Annotated in this window: 19 protein-coding genes and 1 pseudogene; 13 read left to right on the forward strand and 7 right to left on the reverse strand. The window is 63.1% G+C overall.

The genetic code is table 11. From position 1 onward, the window contains the following. The first annotated feature begins 104 nt into the window (after positions 1-104). Genes ACFT1A_RS30015 through ACFT1A_RS30025 form a run of 3 tightly spaced genes read left to right on the forward strand, consistent with a single transcriptional unit; the run spans position 105 to position 4422 of the window. On the forward strand, positions 105-1484 hold the full coding sequence (locus ACFT1A_RS30015) for an MFS transporter (protein ID WP_378449985.1): 1380 nt from the start codon (positions 105-107) through the stop codon (positions 1482-1484). Beyond that, positions 1481-3196 (forward strand): acyl-CoA dehydrogenase family protein, encoded by a 1716-nt coding sequence (locus ACFT1A_RS30020; RefSeq protein WP_378449986.1) that lies wholly within the window; start codon positions 1481-1483, stop codon positions 3194-3196. The genes ACFT1A_RS30015 and ACFT1A_RS30020 overlap by 4 nt, the downstream gene beginning before the upstream one ends. Continuing rightward, positions 3193-4422: a CaiB/BaiF CoA transferase family protein gene (locus ACFT1A_RS30025; RefSeq protein ID WP_378449987.1), complete on the forward strand. Its 1230-nt coding sequence runs from the start codon at positions 3193-3195 to the stop codon at positions 4420-4422. The genes ACFT1A_RS30020 and ACFT1A_RS30025 overlap by 4 nt, the downstream gene beginning before the upstream one ends. On the opposite strand, the gene ACFT1A_RS30030 is transcribed toward ACFT1A_RS30025, so the two are convergent. Continuing rightward, complete coding sequence (locus tag ACFT1A_RS30030; RefSeq protein ID WP_378449988.1) at positions 4344-5138, reverse strand: LLM class F420-dependent oxidoreductase; 795 nt, start codon at positions 5136-5138, stop codon at positions 4344-4346. The genes ACFT1A_RS30025 and ACFT1A_RS30030 overlap by 79 nt on opposite strands. A gap of 262 nt (positions 5139-5400) precedes the next feature. Here ACFT1A_RS30030 and ACFT1A_RS30035 point away from each other — a divergent pair, with 262 nt between their 5' ends. Together ACFT1A_RS30035 and ACFT1A_RS30040 are read left to right on the forward strand one after the other, a co-directional pair. Next, a complete protein-coding gene (locus tag ACFT1A_RS30035) occupies positions 5401-6009 on the forward strand; it encodes a ClpP family protease (protein WP_378449989.1) in 609 nt (202 codons plus the stop codon). A 4-nt stretch (positions 6010-6013) separates the two neighbouring features. Next, the gene (locus ACFT1A_RS30040) at positions 6014-6601 is read left to right on the forward strand and encodes an ATP-dependent Clp protease proteolytic subunit (RefSeq protein WP_003945993.1); all 588 of its coding nucleotides are present in this window, start codon (positions 6014-6016) and stop codon (positions 6599-6601) included. A gap of 17 nt (positions 6602-6618) precedes the next feature. On the opposite strand, the gene ACFT1A_RS30045 is transcribed toward ACFT1A_RS30040, so the two are convergent. From ACFT1A_RS30045 to ACFT1A_RS30055, 3 genes are all read right to left on the reverse strand, one after another. After that, positions 6619-6987, reverse strand: a complete 369-nt coding sequence (locus ACFT1A_RS30045) for a helix-turn-helix domain-containing protein (protein WP_378449990.1) — start codon at positions 6985-6987, stop codon at positions 6619-6621. Positions 6988-7048: 61 nt separating this feature from the next. After that, a complete protein-coding gene (locus ACFT1A_RS30050) occupies positions 7049-7546 on the reverse strand; it encodes a TIGR04338 family metallohydrolase (protein WP_378449991.1) in 498 nt (165 codons plus the stop codon). Next, positions 7543-8367 carry a DUF2786 domain-containing protein gene (locus ACFT1A_RS30055; protein WP_378449992.1) on the reverse strand — a complete coding sequence of 275 codons (825 nt, stop codon included), beginning with the start codon at positions 8365-8367 and terminating at the stop codon, positions 7543-7545. Before ACFT1A_RS30055 ends, ACFT1A_RS30050 begins: the two co-directional genes overlap by 4 nt. 114 nt (positions 8368-8481) lie before the next feature. Here ACFT1A_RS30055 and ACFT1A_RS30060 point away from each other — a divergent pair, with 114 nt between their 5' ends. The 6 genes from ACFT1A_RS30060 to ACFT1A_RS30085 all read left to right on the forward strand — a co-directional run bounded on the left by ACFT1A_RS30060 (position 8482) and on the right by ACFT1A_RS30085 (position 15578). Next, positions 8482-9555, forward strand: coding sequence for an ABC transporter ATP-binding protein (locus ACFT1A_RS30060; protein ID WP_378449993.1), 1074 nt, complete (start codon positions 8482-8484; stop codon positions 9553-9555). A 170-nt stretch (positions 9556-9725) separates the two neighbouring features. Next, positions 9726-11015, forward strand: coding sequence for an ABC transporter substrate-binding protein (locus ACFT1A_RS30065; RefSeq protein WP_378449994.1), 1290 nt, complete (start codon positions 9726-9728; stop codon positions 11013-11015). Between the two features lie 20 nt (positions 11016-11035). Further along, positions 11036-12211 carry a carbohydrate ABC transporter permease gene (locus tag ACFT1A_RS30070; RefSeq protein WP_378449995.1) on the forward strand — a complete coding sequence of 392 codons (1176 nt, stop codon included), beginning with the start codon at positions 11036-11038 and terminating at the stop codon, positions 12209-12211. Further along, positions 12208-13044, forward strand: coding sequence for a carbohydrate ABC transporter permease (locus tag ACFT1A_RS30075; protein WP_003946046.1), 837 nt, complete (start codon positions 12208-12210; stop codon positions 13042-13044). The genes ACFT1A_RS30070 and ACFT1A_RS30075 overlap by 4 nt, the downstream gene beginning before the upstream one ends. Before the next feature lie 22 nt (positions 13045-13066). Then, the gene (locus tag ACFT1A_RS30080; RefSeq protein ID WP_019746112.1) at positions 13067-13276 is read left to right on the forward strand and encodes a hypothetical protein; all 210 of its coding nucleotides are present in this window, start codon (positions 13067-13069) and stop codon (positions 13274-13276) included. A gap of 112 nt (positions 13277-13388) precedes the next feature. Next, positions 13389-15578: a transglycosylase domain-containing protein gene (locus ACFT1A_RS30085; protein ID WP_378449996.1), complete on the forward strand. Its 2190-nt coding sequence runs from the start codon at positions 13389-13391 to the stop codon at positions 15576-15578. 25 nt (positions 15579-15603) lie between these two features. On the opposite strand, the gene ACFT1A_RS30090 is transcribed toward ACFT1A_RS30085, so the two are convergent. Together ACFT1A_RS30090 and ACFT1A_RS30095 are read right to left on the reverse strand one after the other, a co-directional pair. Next, on the reverse strand, positions 15604-16902 hold the full coding sequence (locus ACFT1A_RS30090; RefSeq protein WP_317553928.1) for a hypothetical protein: 1299 nt from the start codon (positions 16900-16902) through the stop codon (positions 15604-15606). Between the two features lie 140 nt (positions 16903-17042). After that, on the reverse strand, positions 17043-18101 hold the full coding sequence (locus ACFT1A_RS30095) for an SDR family oxidoreductase (RefSeq protein ID WP_378449997.1): 1059 nt from the start codon (positions 18099-18101) through the stop codon (positions 17043-17045). 91 nt (positions 18102-18192) lie between these two features. On the opposite strand from ACFT1A_RS30095, the gene ACFT1A_RS30100 reads away from it, so the two are divergent. Together ACFT1A_RS30100 and ACFT1A_RS30105 are read left to right on the forward strand one after the other, a co-directional pair. Further along, positions 18193-18504 (forward strand): helix-turn-helix transcriptional regulator, encoded by a 312-nt coding sequence (locus tag ACFT1A_RS30100; RefSeq protein ID WP_230817715.1) that lies wholly within the window; start codon positions 18193-18195, stop codon positions 18502-18504. A 149-nt stretch (positions 18505-18653) separates the two neighbouring features. Then, the gene (locus tag ACFT1A_RS30105; protein WP_378449998.1) at positions 18654-20045 is read left to right on the forward strand and encodes an amidase; all 1392 of its coding nucleotides are present in this window, start codon (positions 18654-18656) and stop codon (positions 20043-20045) included. On the opposite strand, the pseudogene ACFT1A_RS30110 reads toward ACFT1A_RS30105, so the two are convergent. Then, positions 20037-20301 (reverse strand): annotated as a pseudogene (locus tag ACFT1A_RS30110) (MBL fold metallo-hydrolase); the annotation flags it as partial. The gene ACFT1A_RS30105 and the pseudogene ACFT1A_RS30110 sit on opposite strands and share 9 nt — an antisense overlap.

The following is a 20301-nucleotide window of genomic DNA, read 5'->3' on the forward strand; positions in this document are numbered from 1 at the left end:
TGAGTCGAACTAAGTCTTGGACTCTACATGGATTTCGGACCATAGTGATTCACGCCTCACATTGCATCCCTTGGTGATGCCCGACGCGAGAATCAGGGAGAACCGTGGATCAACACCCAGGTCACGACACCAATCCGCCCGAATACAGCACCAAGCAAGCGCGGAAGGCCGGCATTACGGCGTTTGTCGGAACGACCATCGAATGGTTCGACTTCTACATCTACGGAACCGCATCCGCTCTGGTGCTCGGCCCGCTGTTCTTCCCGGACGCGTCGCCGGCGGTGGGAACACTCGCTGCCTTCGCAACTTTTGCCGTGGGATTCGTTGCTCGCCCGGTCGGCGGAGTGGTCTTCGGTCATTTCGGAGACAAGTTCGGCCGCAAGAACGCCGTGATCATCACCCTCGCGCTGATGGGGTTGGGAACTGTCGGGGTCGGCCTCCTCCCTACGTACGCCCAGATCGGGATCTGGGCACCTATACTGCTTGTTGCACTTCGCGTTCTCCAGGGCATTGCCATGGGCGGCGAATGGGGTGGTGCCGTACTGATCGCCACCGAGTTCGCTCCCCCGAAGAAGAAGGTGCTCTACGGCGCGTTTGCGCAGCAGGGTTCACCGGTCGGCAATCTGCTCGCGACGCTGGCTTTCCTAGGCCTGACCCTGATGTCGGATTCGGTGTTCGAGTCGTGGGGTTGGCGCCTGCCGTTCCTCGGATCCGCAGCGTTGGTCATCGTCGCCCTCTACATCAGACTGCATATCTCCGAGACGCCCGAGATGAAGAAGGCCGTTGCGGCACAGGAACGTACACGGATGCCGCTGGTCGAGGTTCTTCGTTCGCATCCCGTCGAACTTGCTCTCGGCGTCGGTGCCGTGGTTGCCGGCGTCGCCATCACGTACGTCAAGACGACCTTTGCGCTCTCTTGGGCGACAACGGATCTCGGATTCGAGCGCAGCGACTTCCTCCTCGTGATCACCGTGGCACTGATAGCCCAGACACTTGTACAGCCTTTCGGCGCCGTGCTGGCCACGCGGATCGATCCGTCGAAAGCTGTCCGTTGGATGCTGCTACCGGAACTCGTGCTCCTACCGCTGATGTTCCTGCTGGTTCAGACCGGCTCCGTTCCCTTGGCGATTCTGGGTATGGTCCTCGCGACGGCACCTCACGCAATGTATTACGCCGCGCTGGCCGGCATTCTGGCGCAGGTATTCCCCACCAACGTTCGGTATACGGGCATCTCCCTGTCGTACCAACTGTCGACGGCCGTATTCGCCGGAACGGCCCCGATGGTCAGCCAGTATCTGCTGACGCGAACCAACTCGATCTGGCCGGTCGTGGCTCTCGGGCTCGTCTATGTCGTTCTCTCCCTTGTCTGTATGACGGCTTTGCTGCGCAGAAGTGCGCTGCACTCGCACGCTCTTGGACCCGAGGCGATGGACTCCTCGAACATGACCGACGCATCCACCCTGAAAGGCGTTGACCACCGATGAACTTTGCACACACCGACCCTGCTCTGAAAGCGATTGTGGACAGATGGACCGTCGGGGCGGACCGGGAGACGTTGAACGGCTTGCTCGACCGACTGGGCCGAGATGCCGCCGGCCGGTTGTCCGAGCTTGCCGACATCGCAGACAAGAACCCACCTGTGCTGCAGCAGTTCGACAAGGCCGGCGATCGCGTCGACCGGATTTCTTATCACCCGGCCTACCTGGAACTGTGCCGGGCGGCGTACAACGAGTACGGCCTTTCCGCGATGTCGCATCGAAAAGGCTTGCACGGATGGGACTCCGTGCCCGCTCCACTCGCGAAGTACCTGGCGTCGTACATCTTCGTGCAGGCAGAGTTCGGGCTTGCTTGCCCGGTGTCGATGACCGATGCGGCTGCGCGGACCCTGCGTATGTTCGGTGATCCGGCGGTGTTCTCGCCCTGGATCGACGCGTTGACGTCGACGGACCCCGAGCAGGCGAAGACGGGCGCGATGTTCATGACCGAGATTCAGGCCGGCACCGATATCGCCTGCACCGAAACGCGTGCCCAACGCGACGGTGACGGATGGGTCCTGACCGGCAAGAAGTGGTTCGCCTCCAATCCCGACGCCGACGTGATCATCACCCTCGCACGATTCCCAGGCGGACAGGATGGTTCGACGCGTGGAGTCGGAATGTTCATGGTTCCCAAGACTTTGGAATCCGGCGAACGCAACAACCTCACGATCGATCGACTCAAGGACAAGCTTGGCACGCGCTCCATGCCCAGCGGCGAGGTGACACTCAACCGCGCGCACGCACTCCAGGTCGGTGAACTCGATCGAGGGTTCCGCCAGATGGCGGAGATGGTCAACACGTCGCGGCTGTCCAATGCGATGAGGTCGAGTGCTCTCATGCGCCGAGCAGTCCGCGAAGCCGTCGAACATTCGAAGAGCCGAGTCGTGTTCGGTAAGAAGCTCTTCGATCAGCCGTTGATGCGGGCGACTCTTCTTCCTCTTGCGCTCGATGCCGAAGCCTCGCTGGCTCTCGTCGCGTACAGCGCGCAGTGTCTTCAGGCTGCAGACGGCGGAGACGATCAGGCGCGAGCGCTGATCAGGGTGCTGACGCCGATCGCCAAACACTTTGTCTGTAAACGTGCGCGGGTGGTCACCGGTGAAGCGATGGAGGTGCGCGGTGGCAACGGTTACATCGAGGAATGGGTGAACGCGCGACTCGTGCGAGACGCCCACCTCGGCTCGATCTGGGAGGGCTCGAGCAATGTCATTGCGCTGGACGTACTTCGGTGCCTGCGCAAGTTCGGCTCGCACCGCACGGTCGCGGCAGTGATGACGGACATCCTGTCCACTGTCGGACCTGACTGTGACGCCGGGGCCGGAGTTCTGTTGCAGCGCTGGGAGGAACTGGTCGAGGAGGGAGATCGTCTGATCGCCGGATCTGACGATGCCGCCCAGGCTGCCAGTGCAAAATATGCCGACGAGTTGGCTCGTACCGTCATGGCGACCCTGCTCTTCGATCTTGCGGATCACGGCATCCGGGAAGGTCGCGGGTACCGGTCGCTGTTGGTGGCGAACTCCTACCTGGCCGGTCTTGCCGGGAAGGTGCCGTCGGCTGCGCTCGGCAATCTCGACGTGATTACCGATGGCGGCGACGTGGAGTTGGATGACGCACGCGAGGTCGTCGCCGAGTTCCTCTCTGTGGCAGGAGTTCACCGGTGAATTCTCCCCAAGGACCCGCACCTCTCGCCGGTGTCCGCGTTCTCGATCTGTCGAAGATCCTTGCCGGACCGTACGCAACTATGTCGCTTGCCGATCTCGGAGCGGACGTCACCAAAATCGAGCACCCCGAGGGCGGCGACCCCACACGTTCGTGGGGGCCTCCCTTCGTCGGGGTCGATGCCGCCTACTATCTCGCGATCAACCGCGGCAAGAAGTCGGTGACGATCGACCTCAAGTCGGCCGAAGGACAGGAGATCATCCACCGCATGCTCGAAGAGACCGACGTGGTCGTGGAAAACTTCAAGCCCGGCAGTGGATTACAGAAGATCTTCGACTACCAAGCACTGTCCGAGCGATACCCACATCTGATCACCCTGCACATCTCTGCCTTCGGTGAAGAAGGGCCATTGCGCGACGAACCGGGGTACGACATGATCGCGCAAGCCGCGGGTGGGCTCATGTCGCTCACCGGTGAACCGGGTGGTGCTCCGATGAAGTCCGGATTTGCGTTGGGGGACTTGGGTGCAGCGCTGTTCGGACTGGTCGGGGTGCTGGCTGCATTGGTCGAGCGGGGCCGGACCGGGCGCGGACAGTACGTGACCACGTCGCTGTACGAGTGCCAACTCGCCATGCACGTGAACTGGGCGACCAGCTACTTCGCCACCGGTGAGCGGCCTACGGCGTTGGGCTCCGGTCACCCGAATCTTGCTCCCTACCAAGCATTTCCTGCCAGCGACGGGTACTTCGTCATCGCCGTCGGCAACGACTCGATGTGGGCGTCGCTGTGCGAGGCGATCGGTCGAGGCGAACTGGCGACCGATCCTCGTTTCGTGCACAACCGCGAGCGGGTGGAGAACCGCGAGAGTCTGGAACGAGAACTCACCAGCGCTTTCGCGTCCGGAACCGTCGAATACTGGTGCGCTCTGCTCGCCGAGCGCGCCGTACCGGTCTCACCGATCCGGCATCTCGACGAGATCTACTCCGATCCCCACACCGCCGCACTCGGCATGGTCGGAACCGTCGACCATCCGACGCTCGGACCGTTGAAGCAAGTGGCCTTTCCGGTCAACTTCTCCGGCCAGAGGCCACGTCTGACGTCGGCGCCGCCCGTTCTCGGCGCCGACAACGACGAAGTGTTGGGAAATCCTCAGGCCAGTCCGCTCAATGCAGGTGCGGTGTTGTCGTCGCGCCAGCCGATGGCCTCGACAAGCGTCGTCAGGTCGTAGTCAGGTCCGCTGACGCCGACGGTGAAGAGCGAGACACCGTCGGCGACCAGGTCGGCTGCATTCTCGAGCCCAGGCCACGGCACCGAGTGCTCCACTTCCATCGGGTTCCGGCCCACGTCTGCGCAATGGTCGGAGAGGATGTCCGACTTGCGCAAGTGTGTCTCACGGTCGCCGAAGCTGTGCCAGACGTCGGCGTACTCGGCGACCAAGCGCAGGGTCTTCTTCTCACCGCCACCGCCGATGAGGACCGGGATGTTGCGCGTCGGCGGCGGGTTGCCCTTCGCCAGGCGGCCCGTGATGCGGGGGAGGTATTCGCCCAGCAGTTTCAGTCGTGAACCAGGAGTACCGAAGTCGTAGCCGAACTGGTCGTAGTCCTTCTCGAACCAGCCGGCACCGATGCCGAGGATCAGCCGTCCGCCGCTGATGTGGTCGACGGTTCGCGCCATGTCGGCCAGCAGATCCGGATTGCGGTAGCCACCACCGGTGACCAGGGCGCCGATCTCGACGCGTTCGGTCTGCTCGGCCCAGGCTCCCAGCATGGTCCAGCATTCGAAGTGGGCGCCGTCGGGATCGCCGGTCAACGGGTAGAAGTGGTCCCAGTTGAAGACGATGTCCACCCCGGCGTCCTCGGACCGCAAGACGGCGTCGCGTATCAACCCGTAGTCGGGTGCGTGCTGAGGTTGGAGTTGAACACCGATGCGTACCGGACGAGTCATGCCACGCTCCTGACGAGAGGAATGGTTGTCTTCTCCCATCATGGCCGGGTGTGCGCGGTACCGCTACCGCCGCAGTTGGTGACCGGTATGCCCGCTTTCTTCCCACCCCGTTTCGAGCGAACGGCACTTTCGGCGCCTTAGATCGACTGAACATGCCGTTCGCTCAGAAACGGGGTGCACGAGCAGGGGGTGCAGACAGGGGTGGTCTGCCCACAGCAGACAGGCGGGGCCGCGGCACCGCCGCGCCGGTAGGAATGGATTCATGACTACCGAAGCGCCCACCGATAGCGGCTACCGTGACCTGTTGACAGACAGGCTCTTCCGACAGCGAACCATCCTGCTCACCGGCGAGGTCAACGACGCCATGGCCGAACGCGTGTGTTCGGAACTGGTACTCCTCGCCACCACCGACCCCAAGCGCGACATCGTGCTCTACATCAATTCACCCGGCGGATCGGTGTTTGCCGGTCTGGCCATCTACGACACCATGAAGCTCATCCCCAACGACGTCGTGACGGTCGCGATGGGTTTCGCCGCCAGCATGGGCCAGGTGCTTCTCTGCTCCGGTACACACGGCAAGCGAATCAGCCTGGCGCACAGCCGCATCATGATGCACCAACCTTCGGCCGGTATCGGCGGCACTGCTGTGGACATCGCGATTCAGGCCGAGAGCCTCGAACTGATGAAGCGTCAATCGCAGGAAATCCTTGCCGCTGAAACGGGCCGAACCGTCGAAGAGATCGAGACCGACAGCGATCGAGACCGCTGGTTTACCGCCGAGCAGGCGCGCGAATACGGAATCGTCGACCGCGTCGTGACGTCCTTCGCCGAGATCGCCCCGCAGGCCACCTTCCCCAAGATCGGATTGTGACGTCATGTCCCAGTACACGATTCCCAGTGTCATCGAGCGAACACCAACGGGTGAGCGGTCTTTCGACATCTTCAGTAGGCTGCTCAACGAGCGCATCGTCTTTCTGGGCACGGAGATCGACGACGGCGTCGCCAATGTCGTGATGGCTCAGATGCTGCATCTGCAGGCCGACAACCCGGATCGCGAAATCGGTTTGTACATCAACTCTCCCGGTGGTTCCACTACGGCGATGCTCGCGATCTACGACACGATGCAGTTCTTGAAACCCACCATTTCCACGTACTGCATGGGTCAAGCGGCGTCGGCTGCTGCAGTGCTTCTGGCCGCTGGTACTCCCGGCCATCGGCATGTTCTCGCCCATTCGCGGGTGCTGCTGCACCAACCGTCGACGCAAGGTAGTGGCACCATCTCGGACCTCGCGCTTCAAGCAGCCGAGATCCTGCGAATCCGGGAGCAGACCGAGGCGATTTTGAGTAAGCACACCGGTCAGAGCGTCGAGCGGCTCCGTAAGGACACCGATCGCGACAGGATCTTCACCGCCGACGACGCAATCTCCTACGGACTGGCCGACACCCTCATCGAAGGAAACTGACTAGGTCGCCCTACTGATCAGGCCGCCATCAGGACGGGACCCGAGATCGGTGCGGGAGAGTGCCCGAAGGTGAGGGAGTTGAGCGCAACGATCCTGTTGCCCGCTCGGAACAGCAGATGCTCGAGCGGCATCCCGAGCGCTTCGCAGATTGCGCGCAGAATTTCCGACGACGGTTCCTTCCTGCCCCGTTCGATCTCGGAGAGGTACTGCTTCGACATCCCGACCTTGGCGGCTACGTCGTCGAGAGTTCGGTCCTGATCGCGTCGAACCTCCCGCAGCACTCGTCCGTAGGCTTCACGAATCAGTGGGGGTTTGCGCACGGCAACAGCTGGATCGGGATGTTCGGATCCATCCTTGACCAGGACTAATTTGCGCGGCGCATCCATAGGCCGAGTATTCCAGCCGACCGGTTCTGACGCCACCGGGTTCGCCGAGGGCTGACAACCCTCAACTTGTCCGGACACCACCGGCAAGGAACATCGCGCGAAGAACGAAGGCCGCCTCGGGTCCGATGATCTCGCCGACCAGGTTCGTATAGCGGTCGACGAACTCGGGCCCGTGGGAAGCCTCGTCGGAGGCGGGGTCGCCGAGGTGGTGCGCGAGTTCGTGCAGGACAACGAATTCGCGCAGTGCCCACCGGCCGTCACGGTTGTCCGGAACGGCGATGACGTCGTTCGAGTAGTGGGCGGCAGCGTTGCCGGCTCGGGATCGCACGGACACCGAAACGGTTGCGCGAGGCAAGGTCTCCCGTACCCAGTTCAATCCGAGTAGCTGATCGCAGTACGCCTGGACCGACTCCACGGAGCCGAATTTGCGCTCGACCGGCAGCGTGATGGTGGAACCCATGACCTCGACGCTCCGGAGTCCGCGCTCGTCGGCGCGATCGAACATGGTGCGTACCAACGTCTCTGCCTCGTAAACCGCACTGCGCTGGGTATCCCTCATGAGTCGAGTTGCCCGCGCACCCCGCCGATCTCCGGAAGGCTACCCAGACGTGCGGCGCGTGCCGCCCGATCACCCGCTCGTCGAGCATGCGAGGAATGCCCGGCACTCGCGCGGCCACCGCCCCGCCACGTCCCACGCGCTTTGGAGTTGGACGAGTAGTAATCCTTTAGCTCGATTTCTTTGTTACGCAGCACGAGTGCAGTTTCCGAGGACGACGCGGCCGATTCGGCGATCGCGGCTTTCTCCGTCTCCTGCTTCGTCTCGGCCAACCGAGCGCCGATGCGAGACGCGTACGCCATCTGGAAGTTCAGCCGCGCCGTCACTCCGGCGACCGGCTTGCGAACCTGAGTGTTGACGCGGCGTCGTCCACGAGTTTCGACGACGGTCCGCACGGACGTTTCGCCGCGGTACGCCCCGGAGCGCACGTACGCGTCGGAGTCACGCACCATCTGGAAGAGCAGGCTCGAGTACAGGGCCTCGCACACGTCGATGTCCCCGGCGAAGCCGTAGGCGTAGATGACGGCCGACGTCTGAGCGATATCGCACTGCACGTCGTTGGCAGCGGCGATCGCGATGAACAACTGGGCGTATGTTCGCAGTCCGCGCTTGCCCGGTTCGCCGATGGTGATGAGCCGTTGCGTGGGCGTCGCACGTTTTTCCGAGGACGCGGTGTGCGCACGCGCGACCGCCAGGTCGATGGCGGAACTGGTGGCCAACCGCTGCGCGGCGGCCATGAAGGCTTCGCCTTCGTGTGGATTGTCGGTGGACTCCGCTTGGCGAAGCAGCGCACCGATGCGGGTCAGCATCTTCTCCGAACTCACCGTGAAAGACTACGCTCGCGCGCCGACACGGACGTTTATGCTGCTAGCGCACACGCTCACCCTCAACTTGGATCGTCCGGCACGTTCCTGCCGGTAGAAGGGATCAACCCCGTCATGGCTTCAGTGACTTTCGAGAGCACCACCTGCCTGTTCCCCGGATCGAACACTCCGGCAGTGGACAAGCTCGACCTCGAGATCGAGGACGGCGAGTTCCTCGTCCTCGTCGGACCCTCCGGCTGCGGAAAGTCGACAACCCTGCGCATGCTCGCCGGGCTCGAAGACGTCCACAGCGGACGCATCCTCATCGGCGACCGAGACGTCACCGGTCAGGAGCCGAAAGAGCGCGACATCGCGATGGTCTTCCAGAACTACGCGCTGTACCCGCACATGTCGGTGGCCGAGAACATGGGTTTTGCGCTCAAGCTCGCCGGAACCAACAAGACGGAGATCCGCGCCCGCGTCGAAGAGGTCGCGAAGATGCTCGACCTCGAGCCGTACCTCGATCGCAAGCCCAAAGCGCTGTCCGGTGGTCAGCGTCAGCGAGTGGCGATGGGCCGCGCCATCGTCCGCCAGCCGCAGGTCTTCCTGATGGACGAGCCGCTCTCGAACCTCGACGCGAAACTCCGTGTGCAGACGCGTACGCAGATCGCTCAGCTGCAACGACGCCTCGCGACGACGATGGTTTACGTGACTCACGACCAGGTCGAGGCCATGACGATGGGTGACCGCGTCGCCGTCCTCGAAAAGGGAATTTTGCAGCAGTGCGCCTCGCCGCGCGAGCTCTACAACAAGCCGAAGAACGTCTTCGTCGCCGGCTTCATGGGTTCGCCCGCGATGAACCTATTCACCCTCCCCGTCGTCGACGGTGGCGTCGCATTCGGTGACGGGATCGTTCCGGTTCCGCGCGCGACGATGAACGGCGTCGTCGAAACCGAGGTTGTCCTGGGTATTCGCCCCGAGCACCTCGAGATCGCCGCCGAAGGCCTGCCGATGGAGGTCGACGTCGTCGAGGAACTCGGCTCGGACGCCTACGTCTACGGCCGGACCACGATCGGCGGACGGTTGCAGCAGATCGTCTCGCGTGGTGACTGGCGTAATCCGCCCCAGAAGGGCGAGCGCGTCAACCTGCGCGTCGACCCCGAGAAGGTGCACATTTTTGCCACCACCGACGGGCGCCGCCTGGGTTAGGTGGACCTGTCAAACGACACATGACCGATTCAGGTTCGGCGTAATACCCACAAGTACGGGTGTCTCGTGCCACAGTAGGGGCCGATGCCGGGAGCCGGCACTCATGGCGCATGCCGTGAGCAGGCTCTCGGTGACCGTCTATTTGTCATACACATACGGGGAGCGAATCCATGGTTCTGAACTCGAAGGCGATGCGCCGCGCTGCAATTGCAGCCACGGCAGCGTCCATGCTGGTACTGGCGGGCTGCTCGTCCGATTCGGACAAGGACAGCGGAACCAGCACGACGGCCGCATCCGGGGGATCGTCCTCGAGCGAAGGCCGCGGACCCATCACGATCGTCGAGGGGCAGGATGCCCTGAACGAGGCGCTCGAAAACATCATCACCGACTGGAATGCCGAGCATCCGGACGAGAAGGTGACGCTCAAGCCGCTGGCCAAGGAAGCCAACGCGCAGGTCGACGACATCACCCAGCGCATGCAGGCCAAGAGCGACGAGTACGACCTCATCGGTGTCGACGTCGTCAACACCGCCCAGTTCGCCGCAAACGGTTGGCTGCTGCCGCTCGAGGGTGACCTCGCGATCGACGAGTCCGGCCTCCTGCCGTCGACCGTCGCTTCGGGCACCTACAACGGCAAGCTCTACGCAGCGCCGAAGAACACCAACGCCGCGTTCCTGTACTACCGCAAGGACCTCGTCGAGAAGGCTCCCACCACGTGGGCCGAGCTCAAGGAAAACTGCCCGAAGGCTGTCGAAGCCGGCATCTCCTGCTACATCGGTCAGTTCAAGAACTACGAGGGCCTGACGGTCAACACCACCGAGATCACCAACGCCTTCGACGGCCCGTGGGTCGGCCCGGACGGACTCACCCCGGCCATCGACGACAAGACGAAGGCAGGCGTTCAGTCGATCGTCGACAACTTCGCCGACAACACCATCCCGCAGGAAGCACTGACCTATTCCGAGGGCGAGTCGCAGACCGCATTCGGCGAGGGCAAGGCACTCTTCATGCGCACATGGTCCGGCTTCTCGGTCGACGGTGAGAAGACCTCGGTTGCCGGCAAGTACGGCTACACCGTTCTTCCGGGTGTCGACGGACCGGGTGCTTCGACGGTCGGTGGCTACAACGTCGGCATCAGCGCGTACTCGGACGCACCGGCAACGGCTCGTGACTTCCTCGAGTTCATGCAGACCAAGAAGTCGCAGACGTACTTCACCGAGGTCGGCGGCGCACCCGTCCTCTCGGCTGTCTACGACGACCCGGCAGTGCTCGCTCAGTTCCCGTACTTCGCGACCCTGAAGGAAGCACTCGCTACCGCTCAGCCGCGTCCCGTCACGCCGTACTACACGCAGGTGTCGAAGTCGATCTCCGACAACACCTACGCTGCTATTCGCGGCGAGAAGACCGTCGAGCAGGCTTTGGCGGACACCAAGGCCGGCATCGAAACCGCCGGTAACTGATCTACCAGGAGCAATAAGCAATGGCAGAACCGCAGGATCCTTCCGCGGCTGTGCCTACCAACCCCACGGTCGGGGCCGGTTCAACCGGTCCCGACCGTTCGGGCGTTGGTGGGAGACACCGTGCACCGGAACCGCTAGAAGAGCCGTCGGCATCCGAGGCAGCAGGGATTTCCCTGACCAAGGTTCTGCCTGACCTTGCAGCTACTCCACCCCCACCGACCTCGCCCCCGCCTGCGTCGGCCGACAAGCCGAAGAAGCGTCGACGAGTTCCCGTGTGGGCGTTCGTCGCACCGTCGCTGATCGTTCTCGCCGTCATCATTCTGTATCCGCTCGGACGAGCGATCTGGATGTCGATGCACAGCGACGGCAAGAAGCTCGATCCCGAGACCGGCATGTTCGTCACCGGTCAGTTCACGTGGTTCGACAACTACAAGAACTGGATCACCCAGTCCTGCAACACCGCCAACGGCTCGATTCCCTGCCCGCCCGGCACACTCGGATCGCAGTTCTGGCAGTCGATCGGAAATACGTTCGGCTTCACCGTCGTCACGGTCCTGCTCGAGACGGTGATCGGTCTGTCGATGGCGCTGATCATGGCCAAGACGTTCCGCGGACGCGGTTTGCTCCGCGCCTCCGTGCTGATTCCCTGGGCCATCCCCACCGCCGTCACCGCGAAGCTCTGGTTCTTCATCTTCGCCAACGACGGCATCGCCAACAAGATCCTCGGCACCAACATCCTGTGGACGGCCGATCCCTGGCCGGCACGATTCGCGATCGTCGTCGCCGACGTCTGGAAGACGGCGCCGTTCATGGCGTTGCTGATCCTCGCGGGTCTGCAGATGATTCCCGCCGACGTCTACGAGGCCGCCAAGGTCGACGGCGCGACGGCGTGGCAGCGTTTCCGCATGATCACGCTCCCGCTGGTCAAGCCCGCCCTCATGGTGGCGGTGCTCTTCCGCACGATGGACGCTCTGCGGATGTACGACCTGCCCGCGATCATGATGGGATCCAACCCGGCCACCTCCACCATCTCGGTGCTGGTGGTCGATCAGATGCGCGTCGGCGCCAATTCGGCGTCGGCACTGTCCACCATCACGTTCCTCATCATCTTCGCTGTGGCCTTCATCCTGGTCCGATTCCTCGGAGCCAATGCGGTCAGCACGCAGGAAAAGCAGCGGAAGGGGGAGCCGGTATGAACAAGGCACTACGCGGCAAGATCGGCACCTACATCGGCGTCGTACTGATCATCGTGTGGGGACTCGCTCCCTGCTACTGGATGATCGTGACGGCGCTGCGCGACCCGGCGGACACGTTCTCGACGTCGCTCTGGCCCACCAATCTCACGCTGTCCAACTTCACCGCGGCGCTCGATCCCGACGCCAAGGTGAACTTCACCCGTGCACTGATGAACAGCCTCATCATCGCGGGTGCGACCACGCTGATCGCCTTGGTCATCGGCGTGTTCACGGCGTACGCGCTCTCGCGTTTCGATTTCCGTGGCAAATACTTCGTCACCGGAATCATCCTCGGTGCGTCCATGTTTCCGGTCGTCGCACTTGTGACTCCGCTGTTCCAGCTGTTCACCGACATCGGCTGGATCGGCAGCTACAAAGCGTTGATCATCCCGAACATCTCGTTCGTGCTGCCGCTGACGGTCTACACGCTGACGTCGTTCTTCTCCGAACTCCCGTGGGAACTCGAAGAGGCGGCGCGTATCGACGGCGCCACCCGTGGCCAGGCCTTCCGCCTGATCATGCTGCCGCTCGCCGCGCCGGCTCTGTTCACCACTGCGATCCTGGCTTTCATCGCAACGGTCAACGAGTATCTGCTCTCGCTCCAACTCTCGAGTGACAAGACCGCGCCCGTCACGGTGGCGATGGCCAAGTTCTCCGGAACGGACCCATTCGTCACGCCGTACACCTCGATCATGGCCGGCGGCACCCTCGTGATGGTCCCGCTGGTCATCATGGTTCTCATCTTCCAGCGACGCATCATCGCCGGTCTGACCGCAGGCGGCGTCAAGTCGTGATGCGCGCCTGCGTGCGGTTCACATGAGGCGGGCTTCGCGCGCCCAGCGCATGGAGCTGATCGCCGGCTTCATCTCGGTCTTCGCCCTGATGGCGTTGATCGGAGCCGTGGTGGCGATAGTCAAGGGCGACCCCGGCGTGATGCCGTCTTTGGTGCTGCTCGGTTGCGTCGTCGCTCTCGGGCTGGCGTTCCGTGGATATCGGAACGCGGTCCGAGCAGAACGTCGCGAGTAGCCGGCCCGGTAGGGTGACATTTCGGTATCGCAGTTGCCGGGAGTTATCTGATCGAGATATCACCCTGGTGGAATGGTGCCGGTAAGTCCGGATCCACGACCGGGAGTGTTGAGTGAGTCCATCGAACAGATCGAGTGCGACGGGTGGCGATCAGTCGTCGGCTCGGTCGGGCAAGTCGGCTAATTCGCCCCGGTCGAACAAGTCGGCCAAGCCCGCGAAGAAGCAGCGCTCGAAGTGGCGGTACGTCCGGCGGACCATCTACGTTCTCGTGCTCTTGATGATCATCGTGCCTGCGTCGGTTTTTGCTGTCGCGTACAGCCGGACCGACGTCCCGCGCCCCTCTGACATGCAGACCAATCAGGTGTCCACCATTTACATGGCCGACGGCACGACGGTGCTGGGCAAAGTGGTGCCGGCGGAAGGAAACCGGACCGAGGTCGCGTTGTCGGCCATCCCGATTCACGTCCGCGATTCGGTGCTCTCGGCGGAGGATCGCAATTTCTACACCAACCCGGGCTTTTCGATCTCCGGATTTGCTCGCGCTGCTCGCGACAACGTGATGGGCAAGGAAAGCGCCGGCGGTGGCTCGACGATCACACAGCAATACGTGAAGAACGTGTTGGTGGGCGACAAGCGCAGTATCGACCGAAAGCTGCGTGAGCTCGTCATCTCCGCGAAGATGGCGCGCGAGTGGTCCAAGGACGACATCCTTGCCGCGTATCTCAACACCATCTACTTCGGCCGCGGTGCGTACGGCATCGCCGCCGCATCCAACGCGTACTTCGACAAGCCGGTCAGTGAGCTGAGCGTCGAGGAAGGCGCAGTTCTTGCCTCCGTCATCCAGAGCCCGTCGTTCCTGGACCCCGAGACCAATCTGTCCGCGCTGCAAGCACGCTGGGACTACGTTCTCAACGGCATGGTCGAACTGGGCAGCCTGACCAAGACGGATCGCGACGCGATGCAGTTCCCGGTTGTCGCCCCTGCCAATCGGCCGACCGATCTGAACCAGGCGCCCGGACCCGAAGGTCACATCAAGACCCAGGTGCTCAAGGAACTGGCCGAGGCGGGTATCAGCGATCAGACGTTGAACACCGCCGGCCTGCAGATCACGACGACCATCGACCCGGTTGCGCAGGAAGCTGCGCTGAACGCGGTCAAGCGGAATCTCGAAGGCGAGCCGGAAGACCTGCGGACCGCTGTTGTGTCGATCGACCCCAAGACCGGTGGCGTCGACGCCTATTACGGCGGTGACGACGGAGCCGGCTTCGACTACGCCCAGGCGCCGTTGCAGACCGGTTCAGCGTTCAAGGTCTTCGGCCTGGTCGCGGCGTTGATGGAAGATATTCCGCTGTCCGCGCGGTTCGACAGTTCACCGCTCACGATCAACGGTGTGACGATCGGAAACGTCGGCGGCGAATCCTGTGGTCGATGCACCATTGCCGAGGCACTCAAGCGCTCGCTGAACACCAGCTTCTACCGGTTGATGCTCTCGATGGAGAACGGTCCCCAGAAGATCGCCGACGCCGCTCACCTGGCCGGACTACCCGAACACATTCCCGGACTCGACTACGCGACGCTCACGCAAGAGGGTGGTCCGCCGGAGAACGGAATCGTGCTCGGCCAGTATCAGTCTCGCGTCATCGACATGGCGTCCGCGTATGCGACGCTTGCCAACTCAGGCGTGTACCAGCAGCCGCACTTCATCCAGAAGGTCGTGACGGCTGAAGGTGAAGTCCTGCTCGATCGCCCGGTGTCTCCCGGTGAGCGTCGTCTCGATGCGGCTGTTGCGGACAACATCACGCAGGCGATGATGCCGATCGCGTCGTACTCGAACGGTCACGCGCTTGCCGGTGGACGCCCGTCTGCCGCCAAGACCGGCACCGCGCAGCTCGGTGACACGGGCCAGAACAAGGATGCGTGGATGGTCGGGTACACGCCGTCGCTGTCCACCGCGGTGTGGATCGGAACTTCCGACGCGCAAGCCATCACCAACTCCTACGGTGGTTTGATCTACGGCTCCGGAGTGCCTGCCGATATTTGGAAGAGCACGATGGACGGCGCGCTGAAGGGTTCCGACTGGGAGAGCTTCCCGTGGCCGGACCCCATCGGTGGTCAGGCTGGTGTTCCCGCCAACTCCGGCGTGACCTCAGGTGACGGGACGGGTACGCCCACGACGGGCGCGGCCGCTCCCCCGGCACCCATCGAGATTCCGGGCTTACCCCCGATCGAAGTGCCGCCGCTCCCCCAGTTGCCGCGTCAGATCGAGATCCTGCCTGGCATCGTCATTCCGCTACCGGGCTGACAAGCAGCGCTCGATTTTCCGGCTCTCAGGCCTGATCGTCGAAGAGGCCGAGCTGGGTCGGCGCTGCATCCTTGGCGGGAAGTACGACGACGCGCAGTCCGCGCCTGAGGTTGCGGATCGCGTGCGTCCACGCGCGCTTTTCGCCCGCACACAGGTCGGTGTCGTCGTCCTTGCGCCGGATGGACTCGGTCAACGCCTCGTGCCACGCCGTCTCCTGCTCTTGACTGATCCGCAGGTAGTCGAGAATGGTGTCGCGGTCGTGCTCACAGATCACGGCAACCTCTTCGGCGCTGAGCTCACCCGTTCCGTCCGCGTCGAGTTCGAGGAGCGCCATGAGTGCCGGGGGAAATTCGTGGCACTCGTGTGACTCGTACTCGGCACCGGGATCTTCGTGCTCGGAGGCCATACCGTCGTTGAAGGCGGTGTCTCCGGTTGCGCGAATGGGTTGCCCGCCCAGTTCTTCGGCGAGTTCGTCGGATGCTTCGGCCAATTCGGCGAACGAGCGCAGAGCCCGCAGGAGGTGCTCGGCGACGAAGGGTGCACCGTCCACGCGGACGACGCCGAGCACACTCTGCTCGACGAGAATGAGCTTGATGGTCGGCCACTGCCGATTGAGCTGTGCAAGAACAACAGCAGCGTTGTCGAGGTTCTCGACCGAATGCACGACCCGCGAGAACACCTCCACGTACTCGTCGTCTTCGAGGACGCGCACATAGGTGACCTGCTCACCCCGGACCAACGGGATGTCGCCGTCGTCGTCACGCTTGGGCGGGTGACCGAGAAGGCGTTCGACGGCCCCGTCGACGAGGATCCGCAGCATGTCGCCCGAACCCGAGGGTGCGTGCGACGGCGTCGTGGCGAAGGCAGGCGTCGACTCGCGTCCACTGGTGCTGGCACGTAGGAACGACGGGTGCGCGATGCTCCACATCTCGCGGAAGACGCGCAGCACCTTCGTCACCAATTCCTCGGGATGAGCGCGGTCGACGTCGATGTAGAAGGACATGGACCCGTTGCCCTCGGGCTCGTGCTCGCACAGGTCGGGAGCGTTGAACCCCATGTCGAGTAACGCGGAGTGGTCTTCCGGTTCGAGCATCCGCAGTGGATGCAGAAACCTGTTGGAAGGAACTTCACAGCGCACGGAGGTCTGGTTCCACGCGAAGAACTGGATGCACGCGGGTGCGTCGGCCAGCTCGTCCATGCTGTCGTAATGCGACTCCACCACGAGGGTGTCGTCGTCCTCCATCACGGAGATGTAGCGAGCGAGATGAGTCTCGAAAGTAGTCCAGGCACTCAGGATTTCCAGATCGAAAGTATTGTCCGACATCGTCGCTCCTCTGGTCCGGGGGCGCATGGGGCCCTACCGACGACTCGCCGAAACCCCTGCTTTTCAAACCCCGCCTACGACGTTAGTCGTGGGGTCCGACAGTGACAGTGTTCGTAGGATCCGAGTGGCCGTGTTTCCAGTCAGGGGATTATCTTCCGAGCTTGCAGATTGGCGAAGATGTCCAGGAACATCGCTTCGGTGTCGACGTGGCGATGGAATCCGAACCGCCGAGCTTTGGATCCGTCGGCGAAAAAGTCGTAGTCCCATCCGAATACGAAGTCACCGAACCCCCAGGACGAGACATCGGAATACGGGGTCCGAGCAAGCTGATGTTCTTCGACGAGTTCATCCCAGACCGATTCCTTGTCTGCCATTGCGACATCGAGGGACATCGGGAGCGGAGGTGCGACGTCCATGTCGAAGAATGCGGCGATCTTCGGCCACATCTCCTGCCAGCGAAACAGGTCGCCGTTGTTGATGTTGAATGCCTGATTTGCGCACTCGGGGTTGGTAGCGGCCCAGACCGTCGCTTCGGCGAGGAGTCCGGCGTCGGTCATCTCGATCAAGCTGGTGTACGCGCCGGGTTTGCCGGGGAATCGGAGTGGGACACCCAATCTCTTCGAGATGGTTGCGTAGACGGCGATGACCATCGCGAGGTTCATCGGGTTACCCAATGCGAATCCGGAGACGACGGAGGGTCTGATCGCCGACCACGTCCATGCCTTGCCGAGCTGCCTGCGTTCGAGGAACTGCTGTTGGTCGACGTTGAACTCGGGTGGCATGTGCGGGGGATCGCTCTCGCGGGCCGGAGTTTTGAACGGTCCGAGATGTGCCCCGTAAACCTTGTAGCCCTGCATCAGGCTGACGTGCTCGAGTCCGCCCGCAACGGGTTCGATGGCATCGAGAGTGTTGACCAGCATCGCCAAGTTGGGCGGAACCAGCTCGGCCCACGTCGGGCGGTCTTGATAAGCGGCGTAGAAGACGTGGGTGACGCCGTCCAGTCCGCTCAATGCTGCCGCGGTCTGTGAAGGATCGAGCAGGTCGACTGCGATGTGTTCGACCCGGTCGGTATCCGTACCGCCTCGCCGCGAGAGTCCGACGATCTTCCATTCGCCGGTCGACTCGAGGTGATCGATCAAGTTCCCACCGATCACGCCTCGGGCTCCGACCACGAGTGCCACTTTGTCGTGCTGCACCATTTCAGCCTCCCATTGGTATATCGCGATGTTGCGATATAGGGAGTGAACCACACATATCGGCATTTCGCGATCTAGCGGTATGCTGACGAGCATGGAAGACACAGCAACCGAGTGGGAAACGGCCTTCAAGGCGCTGGCCAACCCGATGCGTGTGCAAATCCTGCAGTGGTTGAAAGACCCAGGAAGCTTTCCACCTCAGCTCGAGCCTGCCGAGGAGGTCGGAGTGTGCCTCAAGCACATTCAGGCGAGGGCAAAGGTGTCGCAATCGACGGCGTCGCAGTACATGGCCGCACTCCAGGCTGCGGATCTGGTGACCACCACACGAATCGGCCAGTGGAGGCACTACAAACGAAACGAGCAACAGATCGAGAAGCTTGCTGCATTCATCAGGCAGGGTTTGTAGATACCAACACCTGACCGATCCCTCGGGGCTGCAGACGTTGTGGCAAAACCTCACATCGCCGGAGCCGTCGGTATGTGCATTGTGGTCGTTTCTCGGCTCACTCGTCGTCCTTAGGCTCGGCAGAGGGTTCTGGCAAGGAGAGGCGTGCGATGAGTCGTGAGAGCTGGGTGGGCCGCGATGCCCGATCCATCGCCGAGGCCGTGCGGTCGGGTCAGGTGTCGGCGCGGACCGTCGTCGAAGACCATCTCGCACGGGTCGACGAATGCAATGGCGAACTCAACGCACTGGTCACCGTGTGCGCCGAGGAGGCCCAGGCGGCCGCGGACGCCCTGGACGAACGTCGCCTTCTCGGCGAGACACTCGGTCCCCTTGCCGGGGTTCCGTTCACGGTCAAGGACTTGATCGCCACTGCCGGCGTGCGTACCACCGCCGGTTCTCGCACTCTGGCGGACAACGTCCCGGCCGTCGATGCACCGGCCGTTGCAGCGTTCAAGGCTGCCGGTGCAATTCTGATCGGCAAGTCCAACACCCCGGAATTCGGCGCGTGCGGCCTGACTCGAAACGAACTGTTCGGAACCACGGCCAGTCCGGTGCGACCGGACGGCGTCGTCCGCTCGCCCGGTGGATCGAGTGGCGGCGAGTCCGCGTCGGTTGCTGCCGGAATGAGCGTGCTCGGACTCGGTACGGATTTTGGTGGTTCGGTGCGTTGGCCCGCCCACTGCACCGGGCTCACTTCCGTTCGCCCGACGCTCGGACGTGTCGATCCGGAAGGTCAGTATCCAGGCGTGCTTTCGGGTGGACGGTTGCTCGCCAACCCTGTGGCGATGCACGGCACGATCCAGACCGTCGGCCCACTGGCCCGCAACCTCGGTGATGCGACGCTTGCGCTGCGCGTTCTGTCGATGCCGCAGCTCGCATGGACCGAGCCTGATTCGGTCGACGTCGACGACCTCGACATCCGCTGGGCCCCCGGCGAGGGAACGATGCCCGTCGACGAAGACATCCTGGCGGCGGTTCGGTCGGTTGCGATCAGTCTGGACGCGAGCGAGTACGACGGTCTGGCTCTGCCGCGGGCCAACGCGCTTTTCGGTGCGTTGCGATCGGTCGAGACTCACGCGGACATCCACGCTCTTGCGGAAGGTTCAGCGCACGCTTTCGACGCGGACATCACCGCCATGCTTGCGGCAGGCCATGATCGGAGCTCCGCCGAGGTGGAAGCGCTGTGGGCGGATCGCGCGGTGTTGATCAGCGAATTCCTCGGCGAAATGGGCGACGTTCTGCTTCTGCCGGTTGCGTCGGTGCTCGCTCCGCCGCTCGGTGTGGAGAGCTTCGAGGTGGGCGGTCGCGAACTCACATGGATGGACGCGCTCGCGAGTTGCCGGGCGATCAGTGTGCTCGGCCTCCCGTCGGTCGTGGTTCCGGTAGGGCTCTCCCCCAACGGGTTACCGATCGGGGTGCAGGTGGTGGCGAGACCGTTCCGCGAGCATGTTGCGCTGTCCGTCGCGGCGCGAATCACGTCGGACGTGCAGGCTCTAGTCTGACTTCCATCTTTCGGTTTCGGCCGCGAAACGTGCAGCGTACGAGTCGGCCAGATCGTGAAGCGTGGTGACGCAGTCGCCGTAGTACGTCGGTGCGTGCATGGTGGCCAGAATCCGCGGCTCGAGGTCGGCCAGCGCACGGATCGTGGGTTCGAGATCCGGGGTGAGGCAGGTGGCGTGGCCCAAGTCCTCGGCTTCCAAAGCAGGACCGACGATTTCGTGCTCGGTGGTCGCCGGGTGGTGCCCGAATGCGGTAAAG

The organism is Rhodococcus sp. NPDC057135 (genome assembly GCF_042670865.1).
Lineage (GTDB): Bacteria > Actinomycetota > Actinomycetes > Mycobacteriales > Mycobacteriaceae > Rhodococcus_F.

Bases quoted from the DNA above. Each gene is read 5' to 3' on its own strand.
- ACFT1A_RS30020 (WP_378449986.1), top strand. From the start codon at position 1,481: ATGAACTTTGCACACACCGACCCTGCTCTGAAAGCGATTGTGGACAGA.
- ACFT1A_RS30030 (WP_378449988.1), bottom strand. From the start codon at position 5,138: ATGACTCGTCCGGTACGCATCGGTGTTCAACTCCAACCTCAGCACGCA.
- ACFT1A_RS30035 (WP_378449989.1), top strand. From the start codon at position 5,401: ATGACTACCGAAGCGCCCACCGATAGCGGCTACCGTGACCTGTTGACA.
- ACFT1A_RS30040 (WP_003945993.1), top strand. From the start codon at position 6,014: ATGTCCCAGTACACGATTCCCAGTGTCATCGAGCGAACACCAACGGGT.
- ACFT1A_RS30045 (WP_378449990.1), bottom strand. From the start codon at position 6,987: ATGGATGCGCCGCGCAAATTAGTCCTGGTCAAGGATGGATCCGAACAT.
- ACFT1A_RS30050 (WP_378449991.1), bottom strand. From the start codon at position 7,546: ATGAGGGATACCCAGCGCAGTGCGGTTTACGAGGCAGAGACGTTGGTA.
- ACFT1A_RS30060 (WP_378449993.1), top strand. From the start codon at position 8,482: ATGGCTTCAGTGACTTTCGAGAGCACCACCTGCCTGTTCCCCGGATCG.
- ACFT1A_RS30065 (WP_378449994.1), top strand. From the start codon at position 9,726: ATGGTTCTGAACTCGAAGGCGATGCGCCGCGCTGCAATTGCAGCCACG.
- ACFT1A_RS30070 (WP_378449995.1), top strand. From the start codon at position 11,036: ATGGCAGAACCGCAGGATCCTTCCGCGGCTGTGCCTACCAACCCCACG.
- ACFT1A_RS30075 (WP_003946046.1), top strand. From the start codon at position 12,208: ATGAACAAGGCACTACGCGGCAAGATCGGCACCTACATCGGCGTCGTA.
- ACFT1A_RS30080 (WP_019746112.1), top strand. From the start codon at position 13,067: ATGAGGCGGGCTTCGCGCGCCCAGCGCATGGAGCTGATCGCCGGCTTC.
- ACFT1A_RS30090 (WP_317553928.1), bottom strand. From the start codon at position 16,902: ATGTCGGACAATACTTTCGATCTGGAAATCCTGAGTGCCTGGACTACT.
- ACFT1A_RS30095 (WP_378449997.1), bottom strand. From the start codon at position 18,101: ATGGTGCAGCACGACAAAGTGGCACTCGTGGTCGGAGCCCGAGGCGTG.
- ACFT1A_RS30100 (WP_230817715.1), top strand. From the start codon at position 18,193: ATGGAAGACACAGCAACCGAGTGGGAAACGGCCTTCAAGGCGCTGGCC.
- ACFT1A_RS30105 (WP_378449998.1), top strand. From the start codon at position 18,654: ATGAGTCGTGAGAGCTGGGTGGGCCGCGATGCCCGATCCATCGCCGAG.